The 24,706-nt window shown below is 64.4% G+C and carries 21 protein-coding genes; 7 read left to right on the top strand and 14 right to left on the bottom strand.

Annotated features, from left to right (window positions below; genetic code table 11):
- Window positions 1-16: 16 nt before the first annotated feature.
- Both FHP91_RS19425 and FHP91_RS19420 read right to left on the bottom strand, forming a co-directional pair.
- Window positions 17-559, bottom strand: a complete 543-nt coding sequence (locus tag FHP91_RS19425; RefSeq protein WP_144311154.1) for an adenine phosphoribosyltransferase — start codon at window positions 557-559, stop codon at window positions 17-19.
- Window positions 560-567: 8 nt separating this feature from the next.
- The gene (locus tag FHP91_RS19420) at window positions 568-1,905 is read right to left on the bottom strand and encodes an NCS2 family permease (RefSeq protein WP_281281810.1); all 1,338 of its coding nucleotides are present in this window, start codon (window positions 1,903-1,905) and stop codon (window positions 568-570) included.
- Window positions 1,906-2,023: 118 nt separating this feature from the next.
- Between FHP91_RS19420 and upp the strand changes: the two genes are divergently transcribed.
- Together upp and FHP91_RS19410 are read left to right on the top strand one after the other, a co-directional pair.
- Window positions 2,024-2,656 (top strand): uracil phosphoribosyltransferase, encoded by a 633-nt coding sequence (gene upp, locus FHP91_RS19415; RefSeq protein WP_144311153.1) that lies wholly within the window; start codon window positions 2,024-2,026, stop codon window positions 2,654-2,656.
- 30 nt (window positions 2,657-2,686) lie between these two features.
- Complete coding sequence (locus FHP91_RS19410; protein ID WP_144311152.1) at window positions 2,687-3,121, top strand: hypothetical protein; 435 nt, start codon at window positions 2,687-2,689, stop codon at window positions 3,119-3,121.
- Window positions 3,122-3,147: 26 nt separating this feature from the next.
- On the opposite strand, the gene FHP91_RS19405 is transcribed toward FHP91_RS19410, so the two are convergent.
- From FHP91_RS19405 to FHP91_RS19365, 9 genes are read right to left on the bottom strand one after another with little or no spacing between them, the layout of a single operon-like run.
- Entirely contained in the window at window positions 3,148-3,855 is a 708-nt protein-coding gene (locus FHP91_RS19405) for a phospholipase D-like domain-containing protein (RefSeq protein ID WP_144311151.1), read from the bottom strand.
- A 37-nt stretch (window positions 3,856-3,892) separates the two neighbouring features.
- The gene (locus FHP91_RS19400) at window positions 3,893-9,157 is read right to left on the bottom strand and encodes a DNA repair ATPase (RefSeq protein ID WP_222105259.1); all 5,265 of its coding nucleotides are present in this window, start codon (window positions 9,155-9,157) and stop codon (window positions 3,893-3,895) included.
- A gap of 37 nt (window positions 9,158-9,194) precedes the next feature.
- Complete coding sequence (locus tag FHP91_RS19395) at window positions 9,195-9,743, bottom strand: hypothetical protein (RefSeq protein WP_144311149.1); 549 nt, start codon at window positions 9,741-9,743, stop codon at window positions 9,195-9,197.
- A gap of 4 nt (window positions 9,744-9,747) precedes the next feature.
- A complete protein-coding gene (locus tag FHP91_RS19390) occupies window positions 9,748-9,987 on the bottom strand; it encodes a hypothetical protein (protein ID WP_144311148.1) in 240 nt (79 codons plus the stop codon).
- Between the two features lie 11 nt (window positions 9,988-9,998).
- The gene (locus FHP91_RS19385) at window positions 9,999-12,104 is read right to left on the bottom strand and encodes a flotillin family protein (RefSeq protein ID WP_144311147.1); all 2,106 of its coding nucleotides are present in this window, start codon (window positions 12,102-12,104) and stop codon (window positions 9,999-10,001) included.
- Between the two features lie 55 nt (window positions 12,105-12,159).
- Entirely contained in the window at window positions 12,160-12,777 is a 618-nt protein-coding gene (locus tag FHP91_RS19380; RefSeq protein ID WP_144311146.1) for a ubiquinone biosynthesis protein, read from the bottom strand.
- Window positions 12,778-12,823: 46 nt separating this feature from the next.
- Complete coding sequence (locus FHP91_RS19375) at window positions 12,824-13,153, bottom strand: hypothetical protein (protein ID WP_144311145.1); 330 nt, start codon at window positions 13,151-13,153, stop codon at window positions 12,824-12,826.
- Window positions 13,150-13,878, bottom strand: a complete 729-nt coding sequence (locus FHP91_RS19370) for a PspA/IM30 family protein (RefSeq protein ID WP_144311144.1) — start codon at window positions 13,876-13,878, stop codon at window positions 13,150-13,152. The genes FHP91_RS19375 and FHP91_RS19370 overlap by 4 nt, the downstream gene beginning before the upstream one ends.
- Window positions 13,879-13,891: 13 nt before the next feature.
- Window positions 13,892-14,308 (bottom strand): YjfI family protein, encoded by a 417-nt coding sequence (locus FHP91_RS19365; RefSeq protein ID WP_144311143.1) that lies wholly within the window; start codon window positions 14,306-14,308, stop codon window positions 13,892-13,894.
- Window positions 14,309-14,539: 231 nt separating this feature from the next.
- Between FHP91_RS19365 and FHP91_RS19360 the strand changes: the two genes are divergently transcribed.
- Together FHP91_RS19360 and ribA are read left to right on the top strand one after the other, a co-directional pair.
- Window positions 14,540-15,784, top strand: coding sequence for a uracil-xanthine permease family protein (locus FHP91_RS19360; RefSeq protein ID WP_144311142.1), 1,245 nt, complete (start codon window positions 14,540-14,542; stop codon window positions 15,782-15,784).
- A 116-nt stretch (window positions 15,785-15,900) separates the two neighbouring features.
- Window positions 15,901-16,560, top strand: a complete 660-nt coding sequence (gene ribA / locus FHP91_RS19355; RefSeq protein ID WP_144311141.1) for a GTP cyclohydrolase II — start codon at window positions 15,901-15,903, stop codon at window positions 16,558-16,560.
- Between the two features lie 4 nt (window positions 16,561-16,564).
- On the opposite strand, the gene FHP91_RS19350 is transcribed toward ribA, so the two are convergent.
- Window positions 16,565-17,827 carry a nitronate monooxygenase gene (locus tag FHP91_RS19350; protein ID WP_144311140.1) on the bottom strand — a complete coding sequence of 421 codons (1,263 nt, stop codon included), beginning with the start codon at window positions 17,825-17,827 and terminating at the stop codon, window positions 16,565-16,567.
- 150 nt (window positions 17,828-17,977) lie between these two features.
- Window positions 17,978-18,760 (bottom strand): exodeoxyribonuclease III, encoded by a 783-nt coding sequence (locus FHP91_RS19345; RefSeq protein ID WP_144311139.1) that lies wholly within the window; start codon window positions 18,758-18,760, stop codon window positions 17,978-17,980.
- 35 nt (window positions 18,761-18,795) lie between these two features.
- Between FHP91_RS19345 and pyrE the strand changes: the two genes are divergently transcribed.
- The 3 genes from pyrE to FHP91_RS19330 are packed head-to-tail and all read left to right on the top strand — an operon-like array spanning window position 18,796 to window position 22,170.
- Entirely contained in the window at window positions 18,796-19,437 is a 642-nt protein-coding gene (gene pyrE / locus FHP91_RS19340) for an orotate phosphoribosyltransferase (RefSeq protein WP_144311138.1), read from the top strand.
- An 11-nt stretch (window positions 19,438-19,448) separates the two neighbouring features.
- The gene (locus FHP91_RS19335) at window positions 19,449-20,072 is read left to right on the top strand and encodes a hypothetical protein (RefSeq protein WP_144311137.1); all 624 of its coding nucleotides are present in this window, start codon (window positions 19,449-19,451) and stop codon (window positions 20,070-20,072) included.
- Window positions 20,073-20,100: 28 nt separating this feature from the next.
- Complete coding sequence (locus FHP91_RS19330) at window positions 20,101-22,170, top strand: molybdopterin-containing oxidoreductase family protein (RefSeq protein WP_144311136.1); 2,070 nt, start codon at window positions 20,101-20,103, stop codon at window positions 22,168-22,170.
- A 43-nt stretch (window positions 22,171-22,213) separates the two neighbouring features.
- Here the strand turns inward: FHP91_RS19330 and FHP91_RS19325 are convergent, their stop codons facing one another.
- A complete protein-coding gene (locus FHP91_RS19325) occupies window positions 22,214-24,646 on the bottom strand; it encodes a hypothetical protein (protein ID WP_144311135.1) in 2,433 nt (810 codons plus the stop codon).
- Window positions 24,647-24,706 lie beyond the last annotated feature (60 nt).

The following is a 24,706-nucleotide window of genomic DNA, read 5'->3' as shown; positions in this document are numbered from 1 at the left end:
ATTCCAGATTCGGTGTTTAGTGGCCGGCGTAGTCGACCAGGGTGAAGAGTTCGAGGCCGGCGGCGCGCAGCAGGGCCGAGCCGCCCAGCTCGGGCAGATCGACGATGGCCGCGCCTTCGACGATGGCGCCGCCGAGGCGCTCAATGAGTTTCTTGGCGGCCATCATGGTGCCGCCGGTGGCGATCAGGTCGTCGATCAGCAGCACCCGGTCGCCGGGCTTGACGGCGTCGGTATGCAGTTCGACGGTGGCCGAGCCGTATTCGAGTTCGTATTCTTCCGACACGGTCGTGAAGGGCAGCTTGCCCTTCTTGCGCACCGGCACGAAGCCGACGTTCAGCTCGTGCGCCACCACCGCGCCGAGGATGAAGCCGCGCGCGTCGATGCCGGCAACCACGTCGATGTGCTGCGGCATGTAGCGCACCACCAGGGTCTGAACCATCAGCCGGAAGCTGACCGGATCTTGCAGCACCGGGGTGATGTCACGGAACTGCACGCCCGCCTGCGGCCAGTCGGCCACGGTGCGGATGCGCTGGCGGAGGATGTCTGCGGCGCTTTGCATGGGCTCGCTCACAGGAAGATGAACTTGACGAGGAACACGCCGGCGATGACGACCACCGCCATCGACAGATCACGCGCGCGGCCGGCCAGCAGCTTGATCACCACATAGCTGAGGAAGCCAAAGGCGATGCCGTGGGCGACCGAGAAGGTGAAGGGCATGGTGATGGCGGTGATCACGGCGGGGGCGGTTTCGGTCATGTCGTCCCAGTCGATCTCGGCCAGGCCGCGGGTCATCAGGATGGCGACATAGATCAGTGCCGGCGCGGTGGCGAAGGCCGGCACGCTGCCGGCCAGCGGGGCGAGCACCAGTGCGGCCAGAAAGCACAGCGCGACTACTACGGCGGTCAGGCCGGTGCGCCCGCCCACCGCGGTGCCGGCGGCCGATTCGATGTAGGCGGTGGTGGACGAGGTGCCCATGGCGGCGCCAGCGGCAATGGCGGTGGAGTCGGACAGCAGGGCGCGCGATAGGCGCGGTAGCTTGCCGTCCTTGTCGAGCAGGCCGGCGCGGTGCGCTACGCCGATGAGGGTGCCCGAGGCGTCGAACAGCTCGACCAGGAAGAAGGTCATGATGACGGTGAGCAGGCCGGCATTGAGCGCGCCGGCGATATCCATCTGCATCAGGGTGGGCATCAGCGAGGGCGGCGCGGCAAACACGCCGCCGAAGGTGCTCTGGCCGGTGAGGATGCCGGCGACGGTGACCACCAGGATGCCGATGATGATCGCGCCCGGCACCTTGCGGTAGGCCAGCGCGGCGATGATCACGAAGCCGATGGCGGCGAAGATCGGGCCCGGCGCATGCAGATCGCCGAGCGTGACCAGCGTGGCCGGGTGGCCCGTGATGATGCCGGCGTTCTTGAGGCCGATGATGGCCAGAAACAGGCCGATACCAGCCGAGATCGACAGTTTGAGCGAATGCGGAATGGCGTTGACGATCCATTCACGGATGCGGAACAGACTGATGATGATGAACAGGCAGCCGGAGATGAACACTGCGCCCAGTGCGGCCTGCCAGGTAAAGCCCATGCCCTGCACGACGGCAAAGGCGAAGTAGGCGTTGAGCCCCATGCCCGGCGCCAGCGCGATTGGATAGTTGGCCCACAGGCCCATGATCAGCGAGCCGAGCGCGGCGGCCAGGCAGGTGGCCACGAACACCGCGTCTTTCGGCATGCCCGCGGCCGACAGGATGTCGGGGTTCACGAAGATGATGTAGGCCATGGTCAGAAAGGTGGTCAGACCGGCCAGTATCTCGGTGCGCACGGTGGTGCCGTGGGACCGGAGCTGGAAGTAGTTTTCGAGCATGGAGTAGGGTAGCTTGCGCGAGAAAACACCGGATTCTATTGGAAGCACGACCGTTCGCCCACCGGCGGGATCAAGTGCGGGACGGACGGCGCTTGGCAGAGTAAACTAGCGCGATTTGCTGCGACGCACCCTGCGCCCGGCAGCTATTTCGATTTTGCCCGCCGCCATGTCCATTACCGAAATCTCCCATCCGCTCGTCAAGCACAAGATCGGCCTGATGCGCGAAGCCGATATCAGCACCAAGAAATTTCGTGAGCTGACGTCCGAAATCGCGCGATTGCTAGCTTACGAGGCCTGTCAGGATTTTCCGCTCGAGACCGTGACGATTGCCGGCTGGGCGGGGCCGGTCGAGGTCGAGCAGATCAAGGGCAAGAAAGTGACGGTGGTACCGATTCTGCGCGCCGGTCTGGGCATGCTCGACGGTGTGCTCGACATGATTCCCAGTGCCAAGGTCAGCGTGGCGGGCATCGCGCGCAACGAAGAGACGCTGCGCCCCGAGCCTTACTTTGAGAAATTTGTCGGCCATCTGGCCGAGCGCATGGCAATCATCATCGACCCGATGCTGGCCACCGGCGGCTCGATGGCGGCGACGGTCGAGATGCTCAAGCGCAAGGGCTGCACCCATATCAAGGCACTGGTGCTGGTCGCCGCGCCAGAAGGCATCGCGCTGATGGCCGAGCAGCACCCGGACGTGGACATCTACACCGCCAGCATCGACAGCCATCTGAACGAAGTCGGCTACATCATCCCCGGTCTTGGTGATGCCGGCGACAAGATTTTCGGGACCAAGCACGGGTGAGACTGGCACGTGCGGAATCGACTGGGGTTGATGCTGGTGGTCGCGTATTTGGCGCATGCCATCGCGAGCGTGGTCCACGCGGCAACCATGCCGAACCCCAAGAGTCAGGCGGTCTGGCTTCTGATGCCGTTGATATTGACGCCGGACTGGCTATTCGACTGGCTGCCACCGATTGCGGCGGGCGCATCTGGCGAACACTTTCTTTTCCAGACCGTGATCCGGTATCCGGTTGGCATCGCCTTTTCCATCACCGTGCTTTATGCGCTGGGGGGAGGCCTCGAGCGGATCTGGCTGGCGACGTTCTGGTCGGGGGTGCTGGTGAGCGTGTTGCTTGGTCTGGCCTTTGGCCTGCTCTGGTTCTGGGTGACGGGCGCCAACGCGTCAGGATGGATTGTGTCCGGCGTGCTTGCGGGGGGGCTGGCTTGCCTACTGCACCCCAGGCGTCCGTCGCGCGTCACCGTGTGACGTTGCCCGGATGACGCGCTGGTCGTTCAGGACGAAAAACGCGCCCACAGGTGTTCAAAGCGCGCCGTGAACGGCGTGCACATGGCCGGGTCATTACTCAAGACCAGATTCTCTTCATTGGCCTGGCTTGCGCTGCGAGTCCAGTTGAAGCTGCCGTTGAGCAGCCATAGATCGTCGAAAATGGCGAACTTGTGGTGCATGTGGGCGTTGCTGCGGTCTTCGACGACCGGGATGCCGGCGGCGCGCAGCTGGGCAATGTCGCTGCCGGCGTCGAAGCGTTTGTCGTTGTCGGTGAGGATCCGGATTTCGACACCGCGTTGATGCGCGGCCAGGATGGCTTCGCTGATGCGGTTGTCGGCGATGGTGAACACGCAGATCCGCACGGTTTGCCGGGCCAGTTGGAATCGGGTGAGAACCATGTTCAGGCAGTCGTCGCCGGGGCTGAAGCTCACCTCGGTACGCCCTTCGATCAGCGGCGTCCGCGCCATGTCGAGCGCGCGCGCGACGCCGTCGAGCCAGCGCAGCAGATCCAGTGCTTCGCGCCCTTCGCCGAGCCGCGTGCGCACCAGATCGAAGGCTCGGTTGCGCACACGGCGCAGACCGTCCTCCGGCGTGACGGCGTCGCGGAGCAGGGTGGTCAGTGTGCGCCGCTCTTCATCGCTGAGGCGAACGTCCTCAATGGATGCGTTCAGGTGGGCCAGGACGTCGTCGATGGTGGGGGTGTCGTTTGGCATGGTGTTTCCCGCTCAGGCGCTTTGGCCGCCACGCGTGTCAGCGCTTGCGCTTGTGATTGTCGGCAGGTTTGTCGGCCGCATAGGTGTCGGTGACGCTTCTGTCTTGCAACTGCTCGATGAAACCCGAGATCCGTTTCACTTCGTCCCACATCGTGTGGTCCAGGCGCATCTTGAGATACGTGGCATTGACCAGGGGGAGCAGCACTTTCTCGTAGGCCTCGCTCATCGAACGGACCGCCTGCTCGACACCGGCAAGGTCGGGGGCGCCGGCCTTGACGTTGATGCTTGGCTTCAGCGATTGAAGGCTCCGGGCAAGATCTCCGAGGCCGGTGCGCAGGGTGGCGTTCAGGTCTTCGCCCGGCCTGAGTCCATCGACGGCCCGGGCAACATCCAGCAGGCTGTTGGCGATGCGCATGCTGCCGTCGGTGTCGTCGCCGCCGAGCTTGCGTCGCCGCACGAACTCGCTTTTGATCTCGCGCCAACGCTCGATCTCGGTCGGGTTTTGACTGTCGAGCAGCTCAGTGAGCTTGAGCAGGTTCTCTTCGGCGCCGGTGGTGAGCGTCTGCGCTTCGCCGCGATAGTGATCGCGCAGCAGGGCGTCGAGCTCGGCGTCGCTGATCAGGGGCGTGATGCGGGCCGCGAGTTTGGCCATGTTGCGATAGCTGCCCTGCAGCTTGAACGGCGGCTCGGTGCGGTACGCGTCCTGCTGTGCGGCGGACTCGATATAGGCGAGATTGACCTTGAGCAGAAGATCGCGCGCGCGGAACAGGCGGCGCATCAGCGCGGTGAGTTCGTTGAGCTCGGCCGTGCTGTAGGCATGACTGAACGCACTGCCCGCGACCTCTTCGCCTTCGGCCATACGAACCAGCAAGTGCACATCCTTGGGGTCGCGCGAGGCCAGGGGTAGCAAGGTGGGATTGGCGGTCAGCGCGTTTTCGATGTACGACAGCGAGAACAGGGCTTCGCGGCCGGAGAGTACATCGCCCAGATTGTAGATGTCGGCCCGGTTGGCCAGCATGTCGGGAATCTTGAAGACGTCGCCGGATTCAGTGTAGGGGTTGCCGGCCATGACCACGGCGAAGCGTTTGCCGCGCAGATCGCAGGTAAAGGGTTCGCCATCGCGCACCGCCTCGATCCGTCGCGTCCCATCGGCCAGTGCGATGAACTTCTGCAGGAACTCCGGATTGGTGTGCTGGATATCGTCCAGATAGAGCATGACGTTGTTGCCCATCGCCAGCCCCAGGTTGAGTTTCTCCAGCTCCTGTCGGGCGGCGCTGTGCTTGGCGCCGGCGGGGTCGAGCGCCGTGATGTCGTGGCCGAGCGCCGGGCAGTTGATGCGCACGAAGATCAGGCCGAGCCGGTCGGCAACATATTCCATCAGCGTGGTCTTGCCGTACCCCGGCGGGGAGATCAGCAGCAACAGACCCATGCGGTCGCTGCGATTGGCTTCGCCCGCCACGCCGATCTGCTTGGCGAGGTTGTCGCCAATGATCGGCAGATAGACTTCGTCGATCAGCCGGTTGCGGACAAAGGACGAGAGCGGTTTGGCCTGGAACTGATTGAGCCGCAGGCGCCGTTTCTCGCTGGCGACCAGATCCATGCGCAGCGCCTGCAGCGTTTCGAAGGCGGGTACCACGACTTGTCGGTGGTGTAGCCAGCGCTGCCAGAAATTGTTCAGGTTCAGTGACAGCTGGCCATCGGTGATGCGCGGATGTTCGCCCAGCAAACCTGTGATCTGGCGATCGAGCGTTGCATTGATGCGTTCGCGTTCGACCGGTGTGGCGATCAGGGTGGCGGCGTCGTGCACCCAGGTGCGCGCATCGGCATGCGCCGTTTCGCCCGCGAGCGCGACGACCCACTCCAGCGCCATCCGCCAGCGCGCCTCGGGGGAGGCGTTAGCGAGATCCGCCTGCCAGGCTGTCAGCAGACCGGCCTGATCGAGCTGGCGTCGCAAGGCGTCGGCCAGATCGGCGCCGCGGCCCGAGATGACCCACTGCTCGCCGCCATGTGGCGCCGCCAGTTGTCGCACCAGATAGCGCGCGGCCTGATGGGCGAGAGCGTTGTCCTGTGCGTCGAAATCGAACCGGGGCGCGAAAGCCGACAGGGTGGTCGCCAGTTCGTTCACCAGGCGGGCGATGCCGTCCTGGGCGCCAAACACCGTCATCATCTGCACGGCGGATCGCGCCATGCGCAGCAGCGCCTGACGCTCCGCGTCGAAGCCGCCGTGCAACCAGTAAAGCAGTGCCAGCGCACGGGCGTGCGGGCTGTCGGCAAGCAGGCCGGCATCTGCCTGCATGCTTAGCGCTGCGGACAGAATGAGCGCGGCGTCGTGATCGTGCACCCCCTTCAGATAGCCTTCCTGATAGCGCGCCGCGCTGAACTGGCGCACCAGTTCCAGCAGGCGAGGCTGGGCCTCCGGGCCTTCGAGGCAAAGCGTTTGGAGTGCTTGCCAGGAGCACGTGGCTCGGCCGGCGAGTGCGCTGTCGAGCAGGGTGCCGGCGAGGTACTCCGCGCGGTAGAGTGCGGTGCTCTCCGAGATCAGGGCTTGATCCCAGTGGTTCTTGAGGGCGGAAAGCCGTGTATCCGCGACGTTACCGAAGTAGTCGGTGCCGTTCAGGTGAAAGGCCAGGTCGCCGTCCCGGGGCACCAGCGTGAGATCCAGCGGCTGTCGGTTGATGGTGAAGGCATGGCGGCCGAAACGCAGCGTGTTGCCATCGTCGGCGACCAGTTCGTGACGGTCGCGTACCGTGCGGATGGCTTGATCGCGCGCGGTCTTGAGGCGTGTCTCGACATCATCGGCGAGAACGGCGGCGCCCAGGGTGCGCAACTCGTCGATCTGCTTGCGTAACTTGGCGATCAACGCATCGGCGGCGAAGTAGGTGTGGACTTGCTCGATATCGGAGAGCTGGCCGACCCGGCGCGCAATGCCGTCGAGAATGCGTGCAGCCGCGTCGGCGAGGGCCTGGTTGCGGCGCTGTCGGGCTTCGAGCAGGGTTTGGCGGCGCGCCGAGAGGGCTTCGTAGACGGCTTCGCGTTTGGCCGCGATATCGCCGATGAAGGCCTCCTGATCGGCGAACCGTCCTTCGAGCTCTTCGAGCTGGGCCAGCAGGCGGGTGAGCGCGTCGTCGCATTTTTCGGGCGTATCCGCCAGTTCGAGCGCATTCTCCACCGCCTGGCCAAAGAGCTTGAACTGGGCGCCGAACTCTGCCGCGGCTTCGGTCGCGCCAAGCGATCTGCGCTGTTTTCGGGCCTTGGCGCGCAAGCGGTTGATGTCGGCGTAGATGGCCGAGATGTTGTCTAGGATGCGCGTACGCACCACGGCGTCGCCACCGGGCAGGTTGCCCAGTTGCTCGGTCAGCAGGTCGAGACCGGCCGCGCTGCAGTCCAGTTCGGCCAGTAGTGTGGCGATGTCCTCGCTGGTGGCGGCGTCGGGCAACTGCTTGCCGATGCGTTCGAGTGCGCTCCGGTGCGTGTCGAAAGCGCGTTCGTCGGCAAGAAAGCCGATCACGCGCTCGCCTACCCGCTGTTGTTCCTCCACCAGAGCGGCGTCCATGGCGTCGATGCGCGGCAGATCGGTGTAGCGCAACTCCTTCAGCGTCTGTAGCCGGCCGCGTTGCTCGCGCACCCAGCCCAGCGCGCGAACGAAGTCGTCGGGGTATTGCCACAGCATGCTGGCGATGTCGGTCATCAAGGCGCGCTGACGCCCTTCGGCCTCGGCCAGTGCGTGCGCGGTGTCGCGACGGATGCCTTCGACTTTCTCGAACTCGTCGAGCGTGGCGCGGGCGCCATCGGCGATGGCGCGAACGTCGGTCGCAAGGCTGCCAGCGGCCGCGTCGTCGAGCCAGAAATAGGCATCAAGGCTGCGCACGCACTGGCTGATCAGGGCGTCATAGGCGGTTCGAGTGGGCGCCTGCTCTTCGACCGCGCGGGCGATGCCGTTCAGCTCGGAGATGCCGCGGACCAGCTCGGCATTGCCGATGCGGCCAAAGAACCCCTGTGCCACCGGCGCCTGTGCCGCGTGCTCGTCGCTGACGAAGGGGGTTTGCCACAGTTGCATCGGATGGTTGCGGGTCGGTTCGATGCTTTCGGCCTGAAAGACCAGAATCCGGCCGTCGTCGAAGTGGGCATAGCCGTTGGAAATGATCGGCGTGCCCAGCGTCTTGTTGATCAGGTTGTAGGAGAACAGGGCGTAGTAGCCCTTGCCCGGCTGGTAGAACACGTAGAGCACGTCTTCACCGTTGGGCGAGCGCAGCATCCGCTTGAAGCGCAGTTGGGTGGCCAGGTCGTGCGGCAGATCGAAGCGCTTGTGGTCGCCCGACTGCAGGTAGTAACCGCCCGGAAAGATGATGCCGTGATCTTCGGGCAGCTGGACGCAGGAGCGGCCGATGGCGTCGATGCGCAGTACCTTCCGGGTGCGTGTGTTGAAGACCAGGAAGCGCTCATCCTTTTCCCGGTAGGGGCGGATCTTGAGCAGGACGAGCGACCCGATGCGCGCGTAGGCAATCTCGGCGTCGGCAAGCGCCTGGTTGCGGTCTTCAACCGGTTCGCTATAGATGCCCAGCCCGGATTCGGTGTTGTTCTCCAGTTTGACCGTGAGGTCGCCACCCACGGTTTCGACAAAAAGCAGATCGAGGATGTTCACGTGGGGGTGTTTGCCGCCGACGTGGTTGTCTCGCGTAGCCAGCGTCCATTCGAAGTCGTGGGTCGGTGGCAGGGCGATGTCGCGTTCGCCGCGATTGTCGATATAGCGGAGTGCGCCTCCGGGTTCGATTGACCAGCGGAAAACACGCACATCGTGAAGTTGCTGGCCGATCTGGAATGCGGCTAGCAGCTTTTGTTGATTGATCCGTAGCTGAATCAGGCTGGCTTGCTTGTAGTAGGCGTAGAGCTCGCGGAAATCCGCGCAAAAACGGGGGTCGCCCAGAAACGTGTTGTCCAGGGGTACGGGCTCGAGCTCTTCGCTACCGTCGGCCGCGGCAAACCGGTATAGCGAAAACACGTCGGCCACCCGTGTCTCCTTGCGCAGGCCGATGAACACGTTGTAGCCCAGCAGGAGCAGATTGCCGATGCGGACGATGTCGCGGGCGGTGCAGTTGTTCTCGGTGCGGGCGCGGGTGCGCATGACCAGCGCACTGTCGGAGCGGCCGAACTCCGCAATGCGCGCGTCGTTCAGTGCGCGGGTCTTTTCCTTCAGGCGAGCGCCCTGGTCGGCAAGGCGTTTCTTCAGCAGCTCATAGCTGCCGCTGTCGGTCACCGTGGTGTCGATGTCGTCAGCGACGGGCTCGGAGGGAGTGTCGGCCATCATGATTCCGTGTTTGCGTTCAGCAGTGGGCGGAGGTTCAGTCGGCGCTCAGCAGACCGATCAATTCCACACGATTGGGCTGTGTCGCCAGCCATTGGCGGATGCGTTGCAGTTCTTCATAGGTGTCGTCGCCGAGGCGTTTGCGGATCTCGGCCTCGCGTCGCGCCCGGTTTTCCTGTGCGACCAGTGCCTGCTGCCATGCGTCGGTCAGGATGTGATCCAGTGCCTGGGCGAGCCGGGCGTGACTGAGTCGTGTCCACTCGCCGTCGTCGCACCAGACCAGCTGGCACGGGCTGCAGCGGTCGAGCCGAAAGTCGGGCAAGAGTCCGACGCGGTGACGGCTCATCGGCCGGCCGCAGGCCGGGCACGGTCGAGCGAACGCCGGTTCATTCGTTGCGGCGACCGTGGCGGCGGCCGGCGGCGCTGGCACATCGGGGTGGTGTTCGCGCCAGCGGCGGTAGTCGTCCAGCGCAATCAGCACGCCCTGGCAACCGGAGCATTGCAACGCGCCCAAGCCTTCGCTCAATGACGTTGATGCGAATCCGGTGCCCGTGTCGCACGGGCAGGTGAGGTGGCGTTGTCGCATCGGCCTAGATTCCGGTTTGGGTCCGTACGGACTCGATCCGGGCAAGCATCTCCGGCGTCAGCTCGGCGGTCGTCAGACGACGCAGAATGCTGCGCAGGACGCGCTTCTCGTTGTCGTCAACGAGGCCATCGCGCAGAACGATATCGACGAGTTTCTGCAGTTCTCCGACATCGAGCTTGCCGTCGTTGGAAAAGCATTCGATCGAGCGGAAAGCGAGCTCAAGATAGTCTCGATTCTCTTGCATGTTCATGCGCCTCAAGTCTTGCGGAATGTGTCCAGAAGCGATTTGAGCGCGTCCTTCTGCTGCTCGTCCCCGTCGCGCAGTACCCGCGTCAGCAGCGCGGCGACGCTGAGATTCTGCAGCTCGCCCGAGGCGCCGCCGAGTGCGCCGACCACATCGCGCACATCGCCGATCATGTCGCGCTCACCGCTCAGATGGTCCTTGAGTGCGACCTGCAGGGTATTGCTCTTGGCGATCGCGCCGTCCAGCCCCTTGCCGATCGCCAGCGCATTGACGAAGCGGTCGAAGTAGTCGCCCTGGCCACCGACGATGTCGATCTTGGCGTTGGCCAGCGCGGTGCCGAGGACTTCCGCCTGCTCGCGGGCGATGCCGGTTTGCGCATCGATGGCCTTGAGCGTTTCGATGTGGGCATTTTCCAGCTGCATGCGGAATTCCTCGTGTGCGCGGGTGTCTGCGGTCATGGCGCTCATGGCATCGAACTTTTCGCGCAAACCCTTGGCTTCGGCTTCGAAGCGCGCTCCGATGACCTTGGCTTCCGCTTGGCCCGTGAGCACCGTCGCTTCGGCATCGGCGGTGCGCACATTGACATCCGCCAGGCCAAGCTTTTCCTTGCCCTGTGCTTCGGCGTCCATGCGCGCGCGCAGCGCCACCGCTTCTGCGAGGCCGTACTTTTCTACCGCTTCGGCTTCGGCAATCTTTACCTTCGCATCGGCCAGGCCCTGTTTCTCCTTGGCGTCGGCACTGACCATCATGACCCTGGCTTCGGCCAGACCCGGCGCGGCCGCCAGCGCTTCCATGCCTTCGGCCTCGCGTTTTTTTGCGTCGGCGTCTTTCTCCGCGACTTTCAGCTTGGCCTCGGCCAGGGTCAGCTCTTCGGCCGCCTTGTGGTGCGCGCGGCGCTCCTGTGCTTCGGCTGCCTTGACCTCCAGCACCAGCTTCTCTTCGGCCGATCCTTCGGCGATGATGATCGTCGACTTCTTGGTGCGGTCGGCCTCGGCCACCACGCGCAGTTCCTTGATCGCCTCTTCCTGCTCGGCGACCGTGCGTTCGACGACGATGCGTTCCCGGATCACGTCGGCAATGGCCTTCTTTTGCACCTCGACAGCCTTGTCCTTCTCGATGCGCTGCAGCGTGACTTCCTTTTCGCGATCAACGATCTCGAGATCGCGGGCTCGGGTGACCTTTTCCTCTTCGATGGCGACCGCGCGCTTGCGGTTGTTCTCGGCAACCTCCTTTTCACGCAGAACGTTTTCCTGCTGAACGGTGATGGCCTGTTCGGCATCGAGGCGGGCGAGCTCGGCCTTGGCGCGTTCCTCGGCCTGGATGCGGGCGGTTTCGGCTTCCTCGCGCGCCCGGACCGAGGCGATCTCGCGCTGCTGACGCGCCTCGGCGTCGGTCTGCTGGCGCACCAGTTCGAGCAGGGTTTCCTGGGTTTCGACGTCCTTCTTCTTGATCTGCATTTCTTCATCGCGACGCAGATCGTTGGTGCGGACATGTTCGACCGCGGTCAGTTCGGTGATCTTCTTGATGCCCTGCGCATCCAGGATGTTGTTCGGATCGAGCTTGGAGAGCGGGGTTTGTTCGAGGTAGTCGATCGCGGCGTCTTCGAGGACGTAGCCCGACAGGTCATCGCCGATCTGACGGATGATCTCGTCACGGAAACGGTCGCGCGCCTGGTACAGATCGACAAAGTCCATGGCCTTGCCGACGGTCTTGAGCGCCTCGGAGAACTTGGCGGAAAAGAGCTCTTCGAGTGTTTCATGGTTGGAGGCGCGGTCGCAGCCGATGCCCTGCGCAACCTTCAGAACGTCTTCGGCGGTCTTGTTAACCCGAACGAAAAATTTCACCTTGATGTCGGCGCGGATGTTGTCCTTGCAGATCAGGCCTTCATGCCCGGTGCGGTCGATCTCGATGGTCTTGAGAGCGATATCCATCAACTCGGCCTTGTGGATGATCGGATAGACCATCCGGCCGGTGAATGTGACATCGGGTTCGGCGCGCAAGGTATTGACGATCATTGCATAGCCCTGCTCGACCTTGCGGTAGAACTTGGCGAACAGTGCGAACAAGACCAGCACCAGCAGGGCGACAATGCCCACGGCGACATAGATCGGCTCCATGAAATCCCCTTGTTGAACGTTTGATTGTGGTGAAAGTTGCTTGAGTCGGGCGCGCTCAGTGGCTCGCGTCTTCGACGATCTGATAGCGCTCGCCGGCCGGGTCGTAGTCGACGATGCGGGCAGTGGCGCCGCGGTGCAGCGTGTTCGGTTGCTCCGCCCAGACCTTGATGTTCAGGCTGGCGCCCCGGGTGTGGACCTCGGCCCGTCCAAAGTGCGCGTCAACGGTCTGGCTGAGTACCTTGCAGTGTTCTCCAACCAGCGCGGCGTTGGAGCGTGCCGAGTGCGTGACGAACAAGCCCCGCAGGGGGCGGAGCAACCATGCCGTGACGGGTAGTGACAGCGCAAAGCTCACGATGAGCGTGCCGATGCCCGCGAGTGCCCCCAGGGTTGCCGTTGGGAGCAATGGCAGAACCCACATACCGGCGAGGCAGCTGAGTGTCCAGGAGATCAGGATGATCAGACTGACGACGATCGAAAACGGCACCCCATTGAGGCCAAAGGCCACGAGGTAGCTGGCCACTACGCCGATGTCGTCGATGCCGCCATCCAGGCTGCCGGCGTCGAGATCGAACAGCCCGACCAGTGCCAGGAGCCAGTAGAAGATCACCACGCACAGTAGCGCCGTGAAGATCGCGGTCGGGAAACGGGTTGCGGCATCCAGGAACTCGATCATGGTGCGCGTGACACTCCTCGATTGAAATCAGGGCAAGACAATAGCATCAAGATTTATGCATTTGTGCGAACGTTACCAACTCCGACGTGACGCGCTCCTTGATGCCCAACCGGTCGTCGGCGGACAGGTCGTAGCGCGCACCCAGCTCCTCGTAGTCCGATGGTGATAGCGACACGGTGAGGCGGGGGCGTTTGGGTCGGCTGGAAATCGGCAGGCCCAGCAGATTGCGGATCTCGTCCGACGTGGAACGATTGTGCTCGAAGGCGGAGCGACGCACCGCTTCCAGCACTTCCTGTTCCACGTCGAACGCGACCTGGACGGCGCGAATGGCCTGATCCGAACTTTGCCAGCGAGTCGGTTTGCGCGGCGCGTTCATGCTGCGGGTTCATCTCCAGCCCGTGGCGTTGTCCCGCCTTCGGCGCGTGTGCGGATGCGTGCCATGATCTTGCGTTGGCGGTCGGCGTTATCGCCGATGCCGGCGGCGTTGAGCTTTTCTTCCAGCGCGCGGTGTCCGAACTCCTTGTCCAGACTGTCGGCCGCTGTCATGCGGTCGGCGAGATCCTCGTGGCGCTTCTTGATGCGCTCGAGCGACTCGCGCGCAGTGCTCAGGCGAGAGCCGGTGCTGGCGATATTGTCGGAAATCGAACTGGTCGCGCGATAGACGCTTTCGGTGGTGCGGGCGACTGAAATTTCGCGCTCGTGCTCGCGGATCTTGGCCTCGGCGTTCTTGATCAGCGCCTTCAGCTTGCCAACCTGAACGGCAAAGGCTGCGTGCGCGTTGGTTTGCTCGGTATGCTCCTGATCAAGTTCGGCGACCTTTCCGGCCACTTCCTCGGCCAGCGATTCTTGACCCTTGTTCAACGCCTCCACGGCCAGTGATTCGTAACGCAGGATCTCGGCCTGCAAGCGCTCCATCGCGCGAGCTGTCTGGATTTCCTTGGCCATGACGCCGGCCAGCTCGCGCTTGGCCTGATCGATGCTGCTCTTGGCGTCCAGAATCTCTTGTTCGTAGATTCGCGTTGCATTGGCATCGACCACACTTTCGCCGATTTCCCTGACCGAGCCACGCAGCAGGCTTACCAGTTTTTTGATCACGGACATGTTCTGTCTCCTGTCAATTCAAGAATTCTGAAAGGGCATCCAGCGCGTCGAGTGCGTTGTCGCTCAGTGCCGCGACATCGGCCGCGATGTCTTCGACGCGCGAGTCCCTCGATAGCGCGCCGAAGAGGACGAAGCGATCGCCGACTCTGCCAAAGGATGACAAGGGGACCGATGGATTCAGGTCCAACAGGGTCTCCAGAAGTCGGGTGCGGCCCTCCGGGCGGATCTCGGCTTCGGTCCAAAGGAAGCACATGCAGAGAATCTGGGCGTCGGAGCAGGTGATGAAGATCGGCAGCTCATCCCGCTCCGCGATGCTGACCTGAATGACGGGCACCTCGCCGGGAATGGGCTGGAGTTGAACGGCCAGGCCGCCAAGTGTGGAGGAAATGACGTGGTCGATCCCTCGGAGTTGCTGCTGCAGCGTTTTCATTGACGCTCCTTGACCGGATATGAACGCGGGATAAGTGCCGTCAGCCTAGGCGCAGCGACATAAGATGTCAAGACATTTTATGTCGTGATGTAAAACTCATCCCCAATGAAAGATGTGCATGCTTTCGCCGCCGCATAAACCCAAAAGGGGTCTGCCGCTGTAGGTAGAATGCGAGGTATTGTTTATCAAAGGCCCAATGTGGCGCCAAAGTACTTGGAGGTCGTTGCTCCCATGGAAAATCCGATTGGCGAGAGCCGGGACCCCCTCTGGCGCCAGGCTATTGCGGGTGCGCAGATTTTGTTCGTGGCCTTTGGCGCGCTGGTGCTGGTGCCCTTGCTCACCGGCCTCAACCCCAGCCTGGCGCTGCTGGGCGCGGGCGTGGGTACGCTGCTGTTTCAGGCGGTGACCGGCCGGCAGGTGCCGATTTTCCTGGGTTCCAGCTTCGCCTTCATCGCGCCGATCATCTACGCCACCCAAACCTGGGGTGTGTCGGCCACCATGGGCGCGCTGGCCTGCGTGAGCCTGGTGTATTTCGTGTTTGCCGCGCTGGTGCGCAAGCACGGTGCCGAGATCGTGCATCGCTTCATGCCGCCGGTGGTGATCGGGCCGATCATCATGATCATCGGTCTGTCACTGGCCGCGGTGGCGGTGAACATGGCGATGGGCAAGAGCGGCGATGGCAAGATCGAGCTGGTGCCCTACGCGACGGCGATGGTGGTGGCGACGGCCTCACTGCTGACCACGGTGGTGGTGTCGATTTTTGCGCGCGGCTTCCTGCGTCTGGTGCCGATTCTGGCCGGCGTGCTGGTCGGCTACATCCTGAGCGTGATGCTCGGGTTGGTCGATCTGAGCAAGATCGCCGACGCGCCGTGGTTTGCCCTGCCCGTCTTTGTGACGCCGAGCTTTGAGTGGGCGGCGGTGCTGTTCATGCTGCCGGTGGCGCTGGCCCCGGCCATCGAGCATGTGGGCGACGTGGTCGCTATCGGCGGCATCACCGGCAAGGATTATACCGAGAAGCCCGGCCTGCATCGCACGCTCGCCGGCGACGGCCTGGCAGTGCTGTTTGCCGGCCTGATCGGCGGCCCGCCGGTGACCACGTATTCGGAAGTGACCGGAGCGGTCACGCTGACGCGCAACTTCAACCCGGCGGTGATGACCTGGGCCGCGGTGTTGGCCATCTTCATGGCCTTCTTCGGCAAGTTCAACGCCATCTTGCAGTCGGTGCCGGTGCCGGTGATGGGCGGCATCATGATGCTGCTGTTCGGCTCGGTGGCCAGCATCGGCTTGAAGACGCTGATCGCGGCGCGGGTGAACATGGACGAGCCGCGCAATCTGGTCATCGTGTCGACCGTGCTGGTGTGCGGCATCGGCGGGCTGGCGGTGAACCTCGATGGCTTCAGCCTGCAAGGCGTGAGCCTGTGCGGCGTGGCGGCGATCGGCCTGCATCTGCTGCTGCCCGAGCGCCGCAGCGCTTGAATGAACGAGAGGGCAGCGATACTGTCATCTGTAAGCCAGGTCGCGACATGGCGCTCGCGATCCTCGACCGCTCCGGTGGCGAGACAACAAAAACGCCCCCGCTAGGAGAGCATTGAATGACCCTTCGTTTTGTCGAAGCCTGCAAGCTGCCCAACCGTTTCGGCGTCTTTACGCTGCATGGCTTCGAGGATACCGACACCGGGATCGAGCATCTGGCCATCACCCATGGTGATATCGCGGACGGCACGCCGGTGCTGGCGCGCATCCATTCCGAGTGCCTGACCGGCGACAGCCTGTTCAGCGAGCGCTGCGACTGCGGCTACCAACTTGAAGCGGCGATGCGCCAGATCGTGGCCGAGGGGCGGGGGCTGATTCTGTACCTGCGCCAGGAAGGCCGCGGCATTGGCCTGCTCAACAAGATTCGCGCCTACAAGCTGCAGGACGAAGGGGCTGATACGGTCGAGGCCAACGAGCAACTCGGCTTCCCGGCAGACATGCGCGACTTCGGCATCTGTCAGCCGATGTTGGCGCACCTGGGTGTGAAGTCACTGCGTTTGATGACCAACAACCCGCGCAAGCTGGAGAGCATGCGTCAGCATGGCTTGATGGTGGTCGAGCGGGTGCCGCTGCAGGTTGGGCGCAATCCGCACAACACCGACTATCTCGATACCAAGGCCAACAAGCTGGGACATCTGATGAAGCCCGCCGTGGCCTACCGCGCGCCCCACCGTAAAGCAGATGGTGGGGCGTCGGCGCCCGAGCGGGAAACCGCCTGAGCGCTCAGGCGGTGGAGGAGATCAGCTCGGGCAGGGCAATCTTGTTGTCCTTGCTGAACTGGTAGTCCTGGAACACATGCTCGGCAGTGAGTAGCTGATAGCTGCCGTCCTCGTTCTGACGCGTGGTGTCTTTCAGGCGATAGGTATAGTGCCCGCAGGTCCAGCACTCGAAGTTGCGCATGTGGGTGCACAGACAGGTCTTGTCCATCACCTTGACGCGCTTGGCGCCGGGGTGCAATGCCACTTCGCGGTTGTAGGCTTCGATGTACTGGCAGTTGCCCTTGGCGTCGAGCAGGTAGCCGTAGGCTTCGCAGTTCGGGCGGATGCCGTCGCCGATCGCCGGGCTGCTCTTGAGCATGCGCATCGGATAGCCGGTGGGCGAGATCTGATTCACCTCGATACCGTCTTCTTCGGCCGTCAGGTAGTGCTGTTGCACGTCTTCTGGCAGGCCGCATTCGTGCGTGACGGTGAAGCGCGTGGCCACCTGAACCGCGGCGGCGCCGGCTTCGAGGAAGTTCACCGCGTCGGTGCCAGTGAAGATGCCGCCGGCCGGAATCACCGGAATCTCGAGCTGTTCGGCTTTCAGCCAGGCCTGGATCTCGTTGGTGATGGTGGCCAGGTCGTACTCCGCCCAGTCCATGCCAAAGCCGAGGTGACCGCCAGCCAGCGGGCCTTCGACCACCACGTAATCGGGCAGGCGACCGGTGCGGGCACTCTTTTTGAGAAACAACTGCAGCGCGCGCAGCGACGACACGATGATGCCCAGATGCACATCGCGGAAGCGCGGGTGATCTTCGATCAGGGCGAAAGAGCCCAGGTGCAGACCGGCGGCCAGGGTGATGCCCTCGATGCCGGCATCCATGGCGGCCCGCAGACGAACGCGCAGGGTTTCCCTGGGCGCGTTCATGGTCAGCTTTTCCATGCAGTTGATGAAGATCAGCCCCGGGCCGCGTTTGGCCTCCATGGTGGCGCTGACGTGGCGAGCGGTCGCCTCGGCGAGCATGTCCATGTTGAACTGCACGACGGATTTGTCGGAGTTCGCGACGTTGAATTTGTACTGCTGGAGTTTGTCCTTGACGTACTTGGTCTTGAAGCGGCGGTCAGACACCGTCGGCACCATGGCATCGGAAATATGCCCGACACCGCCCAGGCGCGCGGCTTCAAGGGATAGTTCGGCGGCGGAAATATCCACCCCCATGCCACCTACCATAATGGGCACGAGCTCGTGCTTGCCCAGTCGCAGGCGGAAATCATCTACGCATTTCATTCGGTCAGTGCCCCCCATGGCTGAGCCACCATTATCGCGCACTCGCCTGATTTACGCAGGTTTTTGCCGGATGAACTGAAAATGTCCGAGTGAAAATGACGTTGTCACTTGCCGGACGGCCGTGATGGCCGGCCTTTCGGCGCTTGCCGGTCACAGGCTGATGTCGTAGTCGACGGTCAGTGGCGCGTGGTCGCTGAAACGTTCGTCCTTGTAGACCGACGTGGCCCTGGCGGTGAGCGCGATGCCCGGCGTGGCGATCTGGTAGTCCAGTCGCCAGCCCACGTTCTTGGCCCAGGCCTGACCGCGGTTGGACCACCACGTATAGCATGCGTCGGTCGCGTCCGGATGCAGGGTGCGATATACATCGACCCAGCCCACTTCGTCAAACAGGCGGGTCAGCCAGGCGCGCTCTTCGGGCAGGAAGCCGGAATTCTTCTTGTTGGACTTCCAGTTGGTGAGGTCGGCCTCGCGGTGGGCGATGTTCCAGTCACCGCAGATGATCACCTCGCGGCCGCTGGCGATCAGCTCGGCCATGTGCGGCATAAAGATGTCCATGAAGCGGTACTTGGCGGCCTGCCGTTCTTCCGAGCTGGAGCCAGAGGGCAGGTAGAGCGAGACCACCGACAGCGTGCCGAAGTCGGCCTGAAGGTAGCGGCCTTCGGCATCGAATTCGGCGTTGCCCAGGCCTTCGATCACCCGGTCGGGTGCGCGTCGGCTGTAGATCCCGACGCCGCTGTAGCCGCGTTTGTCGGCGCAGTGGAAAAATCCGTGGTAGCCCGGCGGGGCGAGCATCTCCTCGGAGAGGTCCGGGCGCTGGGCCTTGAGCTCTTGCAGGCAGACGATGTCGGCGTTCTGATTCGACATCCAGGCAAAAAAGCCCTTACGTTCTGCCGATCGGATGCCGTTGAGGTTGATAGTGATGACGCGTAACATTCGGTGTCTTGAGAATCATTCTGATTGAGGCCAACGTGGATTTTAGCCGGGATTTCATTGCACTGGCCTGTGACAAGGGCGTGCTGCGCTTTGGCGAGTTTATGACCAAGGCGGGGCGCAAGTCGCCCTATTTCTTCAACGCCGGGTTGTTCAACGACGGCGCGTCCTTCGGCGCGCTGTGCAGTTTTTATGCGCGGGCCATACTCGCCTCAGGGCTTGACGCGACCATGCTGTTTGGCCCGGCCTACAAGGGCATCCCCCTGGTGGCTGGCACCGCCATGCGGCTGGCCGAGCAGGGCGTGAACCTGCCCTACTGCTTCAACCGCAAGGAAGCCAAGGACCATGGCGAGGGTGGCACGCTGGTGGGCGCGCCGCTGGCCGGCCGGGTGTTGATTCTTGATGACGTGATCTCCGCCGGGACTTCCGTGCGCGAGTCGGTCGAGATCATCCGCGCGCATGGCGCCACGCCTGCGGGCGTGGTGATCGCGCTCGATCGCATGGAACGCGGGCAGGGCGCTTTGTCGGCGGTGCAGGAAGTACGGGCGCAATTCGACATGCCAGTGATCGCGGTGGCGACGCTGACCGATCTGATCGGCTATCTGGGCGGCAGCCCCGATCTGGCCGCCAACCTGTCGGCCGTGCAGGCCTATCGCGACGCCTATGGCGTTGCATCGTAAGGGTAATGCTCATGATGATCCGCTGCCTGGCTGCGATCGGCCTGTTGTTCGCCAGTATGCTGAGTACGCCAGTGAGCGCGGCCGGCGCGATTCTGTGTTGTGAAAGTGCCGAAGGGCGCCGGGTGTGCGGCGATGTGCTGCCGCAGGCCTGCTACGGCCGGGCTTACCGACGCGTGGCCTCGGATGGCACCGTCATCGAGCGGATCGCCGCGCCAATGAGCGAGGCCGAGCGCATTGCGGCCGAGCGTGAATCGCGCCTGCGCGAACTCGAAGAGGCGCGCCGCCGTAGCCAGCGCTTGCAGGACCGGGCACTGCTTGACACCTACCGCAGTGCTGCCGATATCGATCAGCGCGAGAGCCGTGCCATTGGTGAAATCGAACACGATCTGGCCAAGGCCAAAGAGCGCCAGGTGCAGTTGCAGCAAAGTCATGAGCGCTTGCAGGAAGAGGCCAAGCTGCACCCGACCGGTGCCGTGCCGGCCGATCTGACTCAGGCCATTCGCGACAATCAGTCAGAACTGGCCGCGCAGGAAACCGTCATCGACGCCAAGCTCAAGAACATCGAAGCCGTGCGTGCCCGTTACTCGCGCGACCGCGAACGCTACCGGTCGCTGACCAGCCCCGCCGCGCGCTGAGCGGCGCCAACACCCATCGGGAGGTCTGATGGCATCCGAATCCCGCATCGTCCGCGCCGCCTGTCCGCATGATTGCCCCGACACCTGCGCCATGCACATCACCGTCGAAGACGGTCGCGCGGTCAAGGTGCGCGGCGCAGAAGACCATCCCTTCACCCATGGCGCCTTGTGTACCAAGGTGGCGCACTATCTTGACCGCGTCTATTCGCCCGACCGCCTGACCCACCCGATGAAGCGCATCGGCAAAAAGGGCGAAGGCCGTTTTGAGCGCATCAGCTGGGACGAAGCCCTCGACACCATCGCCACCCGTTTTGCCGAGATCGCCGCGGATGACCCGCGCGGCATCCTGCCCTACAGCTACGCCGGCACCATGGGCCTGGTGCAGTCCTCGGGTATGGACCGTCGGTTTTTCCATCGCCTCGGCGCCTCGCTGCTCGATCGCACCATCTGCGCCTCGGCCGGCAGCGCGGGCTGGAAATCCGTCATCGGCGCCTCGGTCGGCACCGACCCCGAGGCCGTCGTCGATGCCAGGCTGATCCTCATCTGGGGTGCCAACCCGGTGGTGTCCAACCTGCACGGCTGGCGCTTCATGCAGCAGGCCAAGCGCAAGGGCGCCCGGCTGGTGTGCATCGACCCGTGGCGTACGCAGACGGCTGAGAAGTGCGACCTCCACCTCGCCCCGCTGCCCGGCACCGACGGCGCCATCGCGCTGGCGATGATGCAGGTGCTGATCGAAGACGACCTCATCGCCCACGACTACATCGCCCAGCACACCCTCGGTTTCGAAGCGCTCGCCGAGCGCGTACGCCACTGCACGCCCGAATGGGCCGCCCCGCTTACCGGCCTCCCCGCCGAGGCGATCCGCCAGCTTGCGCGCGACTACGGCAGCACCCGGCCCAGCGTGATCCGCCTCAACTACGGCCTCAATCGCTGTGCCGGTGGCGGCACAGCGGTGCGCAACATTGCGTGCCTGCCCGCACTGGTCGGCGCCTGGCGCGACGTGGCCGGTGGCGCCGTGTTGTCCACCTCGGGCAACTTCCCCATCGACACCGCGGCGCTCGAGCGCCCCGATCTCTACCCGAACGCCGACCGCTTCCCGCCGCGCACCATCAACATGTCGCCGATTGGTGAAGCGCTGCTCACCGCCAACGACCCGCCCATCCGCGCGCTCTACGTGTACAACAGCAACCCGGTCGCCGTCGCTCCCGACAGCAACCGGGTGCGCGCCGGCTTTGCCCGTGAAGACCTGTTCTGCGTGGTGCATGAGCTGTTTCAGACCGACACCGCCGACTACGCCGACATCCTCCTGCCGGCCACCAGCCAGCTCGAACACGTCGACGTGCACAAGGCCTATGGCCACCTGTACGCCGTGGCCAACACGCCGGCCATCGACCCGGTCGGTGAATCGCTGCCCAACAGCGAAGTGTTCCGCCGCCTTGCCGCGCGCCTGGGCTTTGACGACCCCGCGCTGTTCGAAGACGACGCCACCATCGCCGCCGCGGCCTTCATCCAGCGCGACGCGCGCAGCCTCGGGCTGAGCGAAGGCCTGGCGACGCAGGGCTGGGCCCGCCTCAACCTGCCGCGTCCCTTCGCGCCCTTTGCCACCGGCGGCTTTCCGACGCCGTCTGGCCGTTGTGAATTCTTTTCGCAGACGATGGCCGATCAGGGCTTCGATCCGTTGCCCGGCTGGGTGCCGCCCATCGAATCGCCGGTCAGCAACCCGACGCAGGCCGCACGCTTCCCGCTGGCCATGATCTCGCCGCCGGCGCGCAACTTCCTCAATTCCAGCTTCGCCAACCTGCCGCGCTGGCGCGACAAGGAAGGCGCGCCAACATTGGAAATCCACCCGGACGATGCCGTCACGCGCGGCATCACCGACGGCGCGCGACTGCGAATCTTCAATGATCGTGGCGCGTTTCACGCCCTGGCGGTAGTCACCGACCGGGTGCGCCCCGGCGTCGTCGCCGCGCCGTCGGTGTGGTGGCAGAAGTTCTCCGGCGACGGCGAAAACGCCAACGCCGTCACCTCGTCGGCACTCACCGATATCGGCGGCGGCCCCGTGTTTTACGACTGCCTGGTCGAGGTCGCGCCGGTCTGAGCGTCCTTTTACCTGCCGCTTATCGGCGGCGGCCCCGAGGGAGTCAAGGAAGCTTGGGACGGCCTGGCGCTTCCTTGAGCGCGGCCGGATTCATACACAGCGCCAGCCAGGCGGTGAGCAGCAGCATCAGCGTCATGCGTGGCATGTCGAGCAGGCTGTCGAACACGCCCACCGCCACAAAGCCCGCCAGGCCGGCCAGCACCGGTGCCGCGAACGGATGCTCACGTGCCCGACCCAGCCCCACCCGGCCGGCAGCTGCCAGCAGCATCAGGCCAAGCATCACCAGCCCAAGTGCGCCTTGTTCGACCCATACGTGTACAAACAGGCTCTTCGCGTGCCAGGGCAGGTGGTGGCGGTCGGAGCTGAAGAACCATCGATCCACCCCCGCCTGAAAGTCGCCATTGGCAACCAGCGAGCGACCGGCGTTGTCGATGACCTCAATGTCGTCCACATCCACCGGGGCCCGCCCGTCGATCGCGAGCGCCAGCACACTCGGCCGGTAGGGTTGCCCAGCACCGTTGGTGAGGCTGCCCGCCTCCATCGTGCCTTGCACCTCTACCCAGATCGGGCTGTCGATCCTGATGAGGGCGATTGCGCAGGTCTGGGTGTACAGCAGGTGTTTGCGACAGATTTCGAGGTGCAGACCAGAGCGTGCGGGCGCGCGCAGTTTCATGCGGTAATGGAAGGGGCCGGTGGTGTCGGCGGCCACATGCTGCGAGACCCGGAACAATTCGCCAAAGCCGAGGACGAAGCGAGTCGCACCGATGCGGCTGAAGCGGTTTCCGTTTTCCTCGGGCAGCTCCCAAGATCCCGCATTCGCGGCCAGTGGGCCAGACCAGAAATACGCGTCCGGATAGCGACCCAGGCCGAGGCCCAGCCAATGATCGGCAGGCGTGCGCACCAGCGCGGCGCCTTCTTGCCAGTGCGCGATGCGACCTCCCAGATCCTCGCTGACCGTCGAAAAGCGTTCGCCCATGTAGTAGCTGGTGGTGCCGGTGGCCAGCGCGCCGGCCACGCCGAGTACCAATAGCGCGTGCGCCAGACCGTTGCCCGCCTGATGCCACAAGGGGCGCGGCAACATGAGCTGCACGGCGAGGATCAGCAGGCCGGCGCCCGCGGCGGCAACAATGCCGGCTTCGCCCACGCCTTCGCCCCAGTAGCGACCGACCACCGCCGCCGACACGGCGCAGGCACTCGTCAGCGCGAGTCCGGCGAACGCTGGAGCGGTGGACTCGGGACGACGCAGGCTGATCGCTGCAACCGTCAGGGCCGACAGGCACAGCACGCCGAAGGCGAGATACGGCCCTTTGTCGATCATCGGACTGAGCAGTGTGACGGCACCGAGCAGCACGCCCGCGCCGAGTGCCAGCATGCGTTGGCCGCGGCCCAGCCGGCGGGCGATATCGCCAAACAGATAGGCCGCCAGCGCGAAGCCGATCAAGGCCGCCAGGCCGCGATAGCCGCCGCCGGCGAAGGCCGGCATGGCCGCGCCGATCAGCACTGCGGCGGCCAGCCACGCACCGCCGGGCAAGGGGCGTGGACCGTCGGCGGCGGGGGCCGCAGTCGGGCTGGGCCGTCCGGCCAGCAAGAGCAAAACCAGGCTGACCCCGACCGCGGCATACAGGCCGCGCGAGAAGGTGGTCAGGATCGCATAGCCGCCAATGGCGAGTACCGCCAGGAAAAGCAGCCGCCGCGTCAGGTCGCGACTGCGCAGAAAGCCGGCCAGCGCGAAGGGAAAGCTCAAGGCCAGCCAGGCATCAAGGGCAGCGCCACCGACATGCATTTCCCAGAACAAGCCAGTGGTGCGGTAGTCCGCCGAGAAATTGGTCAGGCCGGGGAAGGCGTCGCGCTCCCACACCGCCACCAGCGAGGCGGTCAGCAGGCCGAGCGTCATGCCGAGCGTGAGTCGGTCAAACGCGGCCGCGCCGCGCGCGCGGCCGGCGGCGTGCAGGCAGGGCAGCAGCATCAGCAGCAGGATCGGCGCCTTGAGCAGGCGCAGGCCGTTGAGCGGGGTCTTGTAGCCGGCGAACAGGCTGGCATCGAAGGGCGGTAGCGGAATCGGCGTGCGCCAGGCCGACATGCCATAGCTCACCAGCCACAGCAGGGCGATCAGCAGCGCGATCGGCGAGAGCCGGAAGGCCGGCGCGCCGCGCACCGGCAAGGGCGGCGCCAGGCTTTCGCGCAGGCCGACGCCGGCGACCACGGCCAGCACCAGGGCGTCGCTTTCAGTGAAGTGGATCCAGCCGGTGAGCGGGGCGAGGTCGATGATTGGCCATAGCGCCGGCAGGATGAGCAGCCAGGCGGAGGGGCGCGCCAGACAGCCCATGACGGCGAGCGCGGCAATCGCGGTAGCGGCCACCCGATCGAGTGGATGATGCCAGGCCCACAGGCCGAGCGCGGCGAGGGCAACCACGGCGCTGACGGCGAACCACAGCCGTGCCAGCGGGCCGGAGCGGTGTGCCTGCAGGGAGGACATATGAGCGGGCATGGGCGGGCAGCGAGTTGGCAACGACATCATCCTAACCGAACGCCATCT

Origin of the sequence: Denitromonas halophila (assembly GCF_007625155.1) — a bacterium.
In the GTDB taxonomy this organism is placed as follows: Bacteria; Pseudomonadota; Gammaproteobacteria; order Burkholderiales; family Rhodocyclaceae; genus Nitrogeniibacter; species Nitrogeniibacter halophilus.
This window is presented reverse-complemented; position numbering and strand designations above follow the sequence as displayed.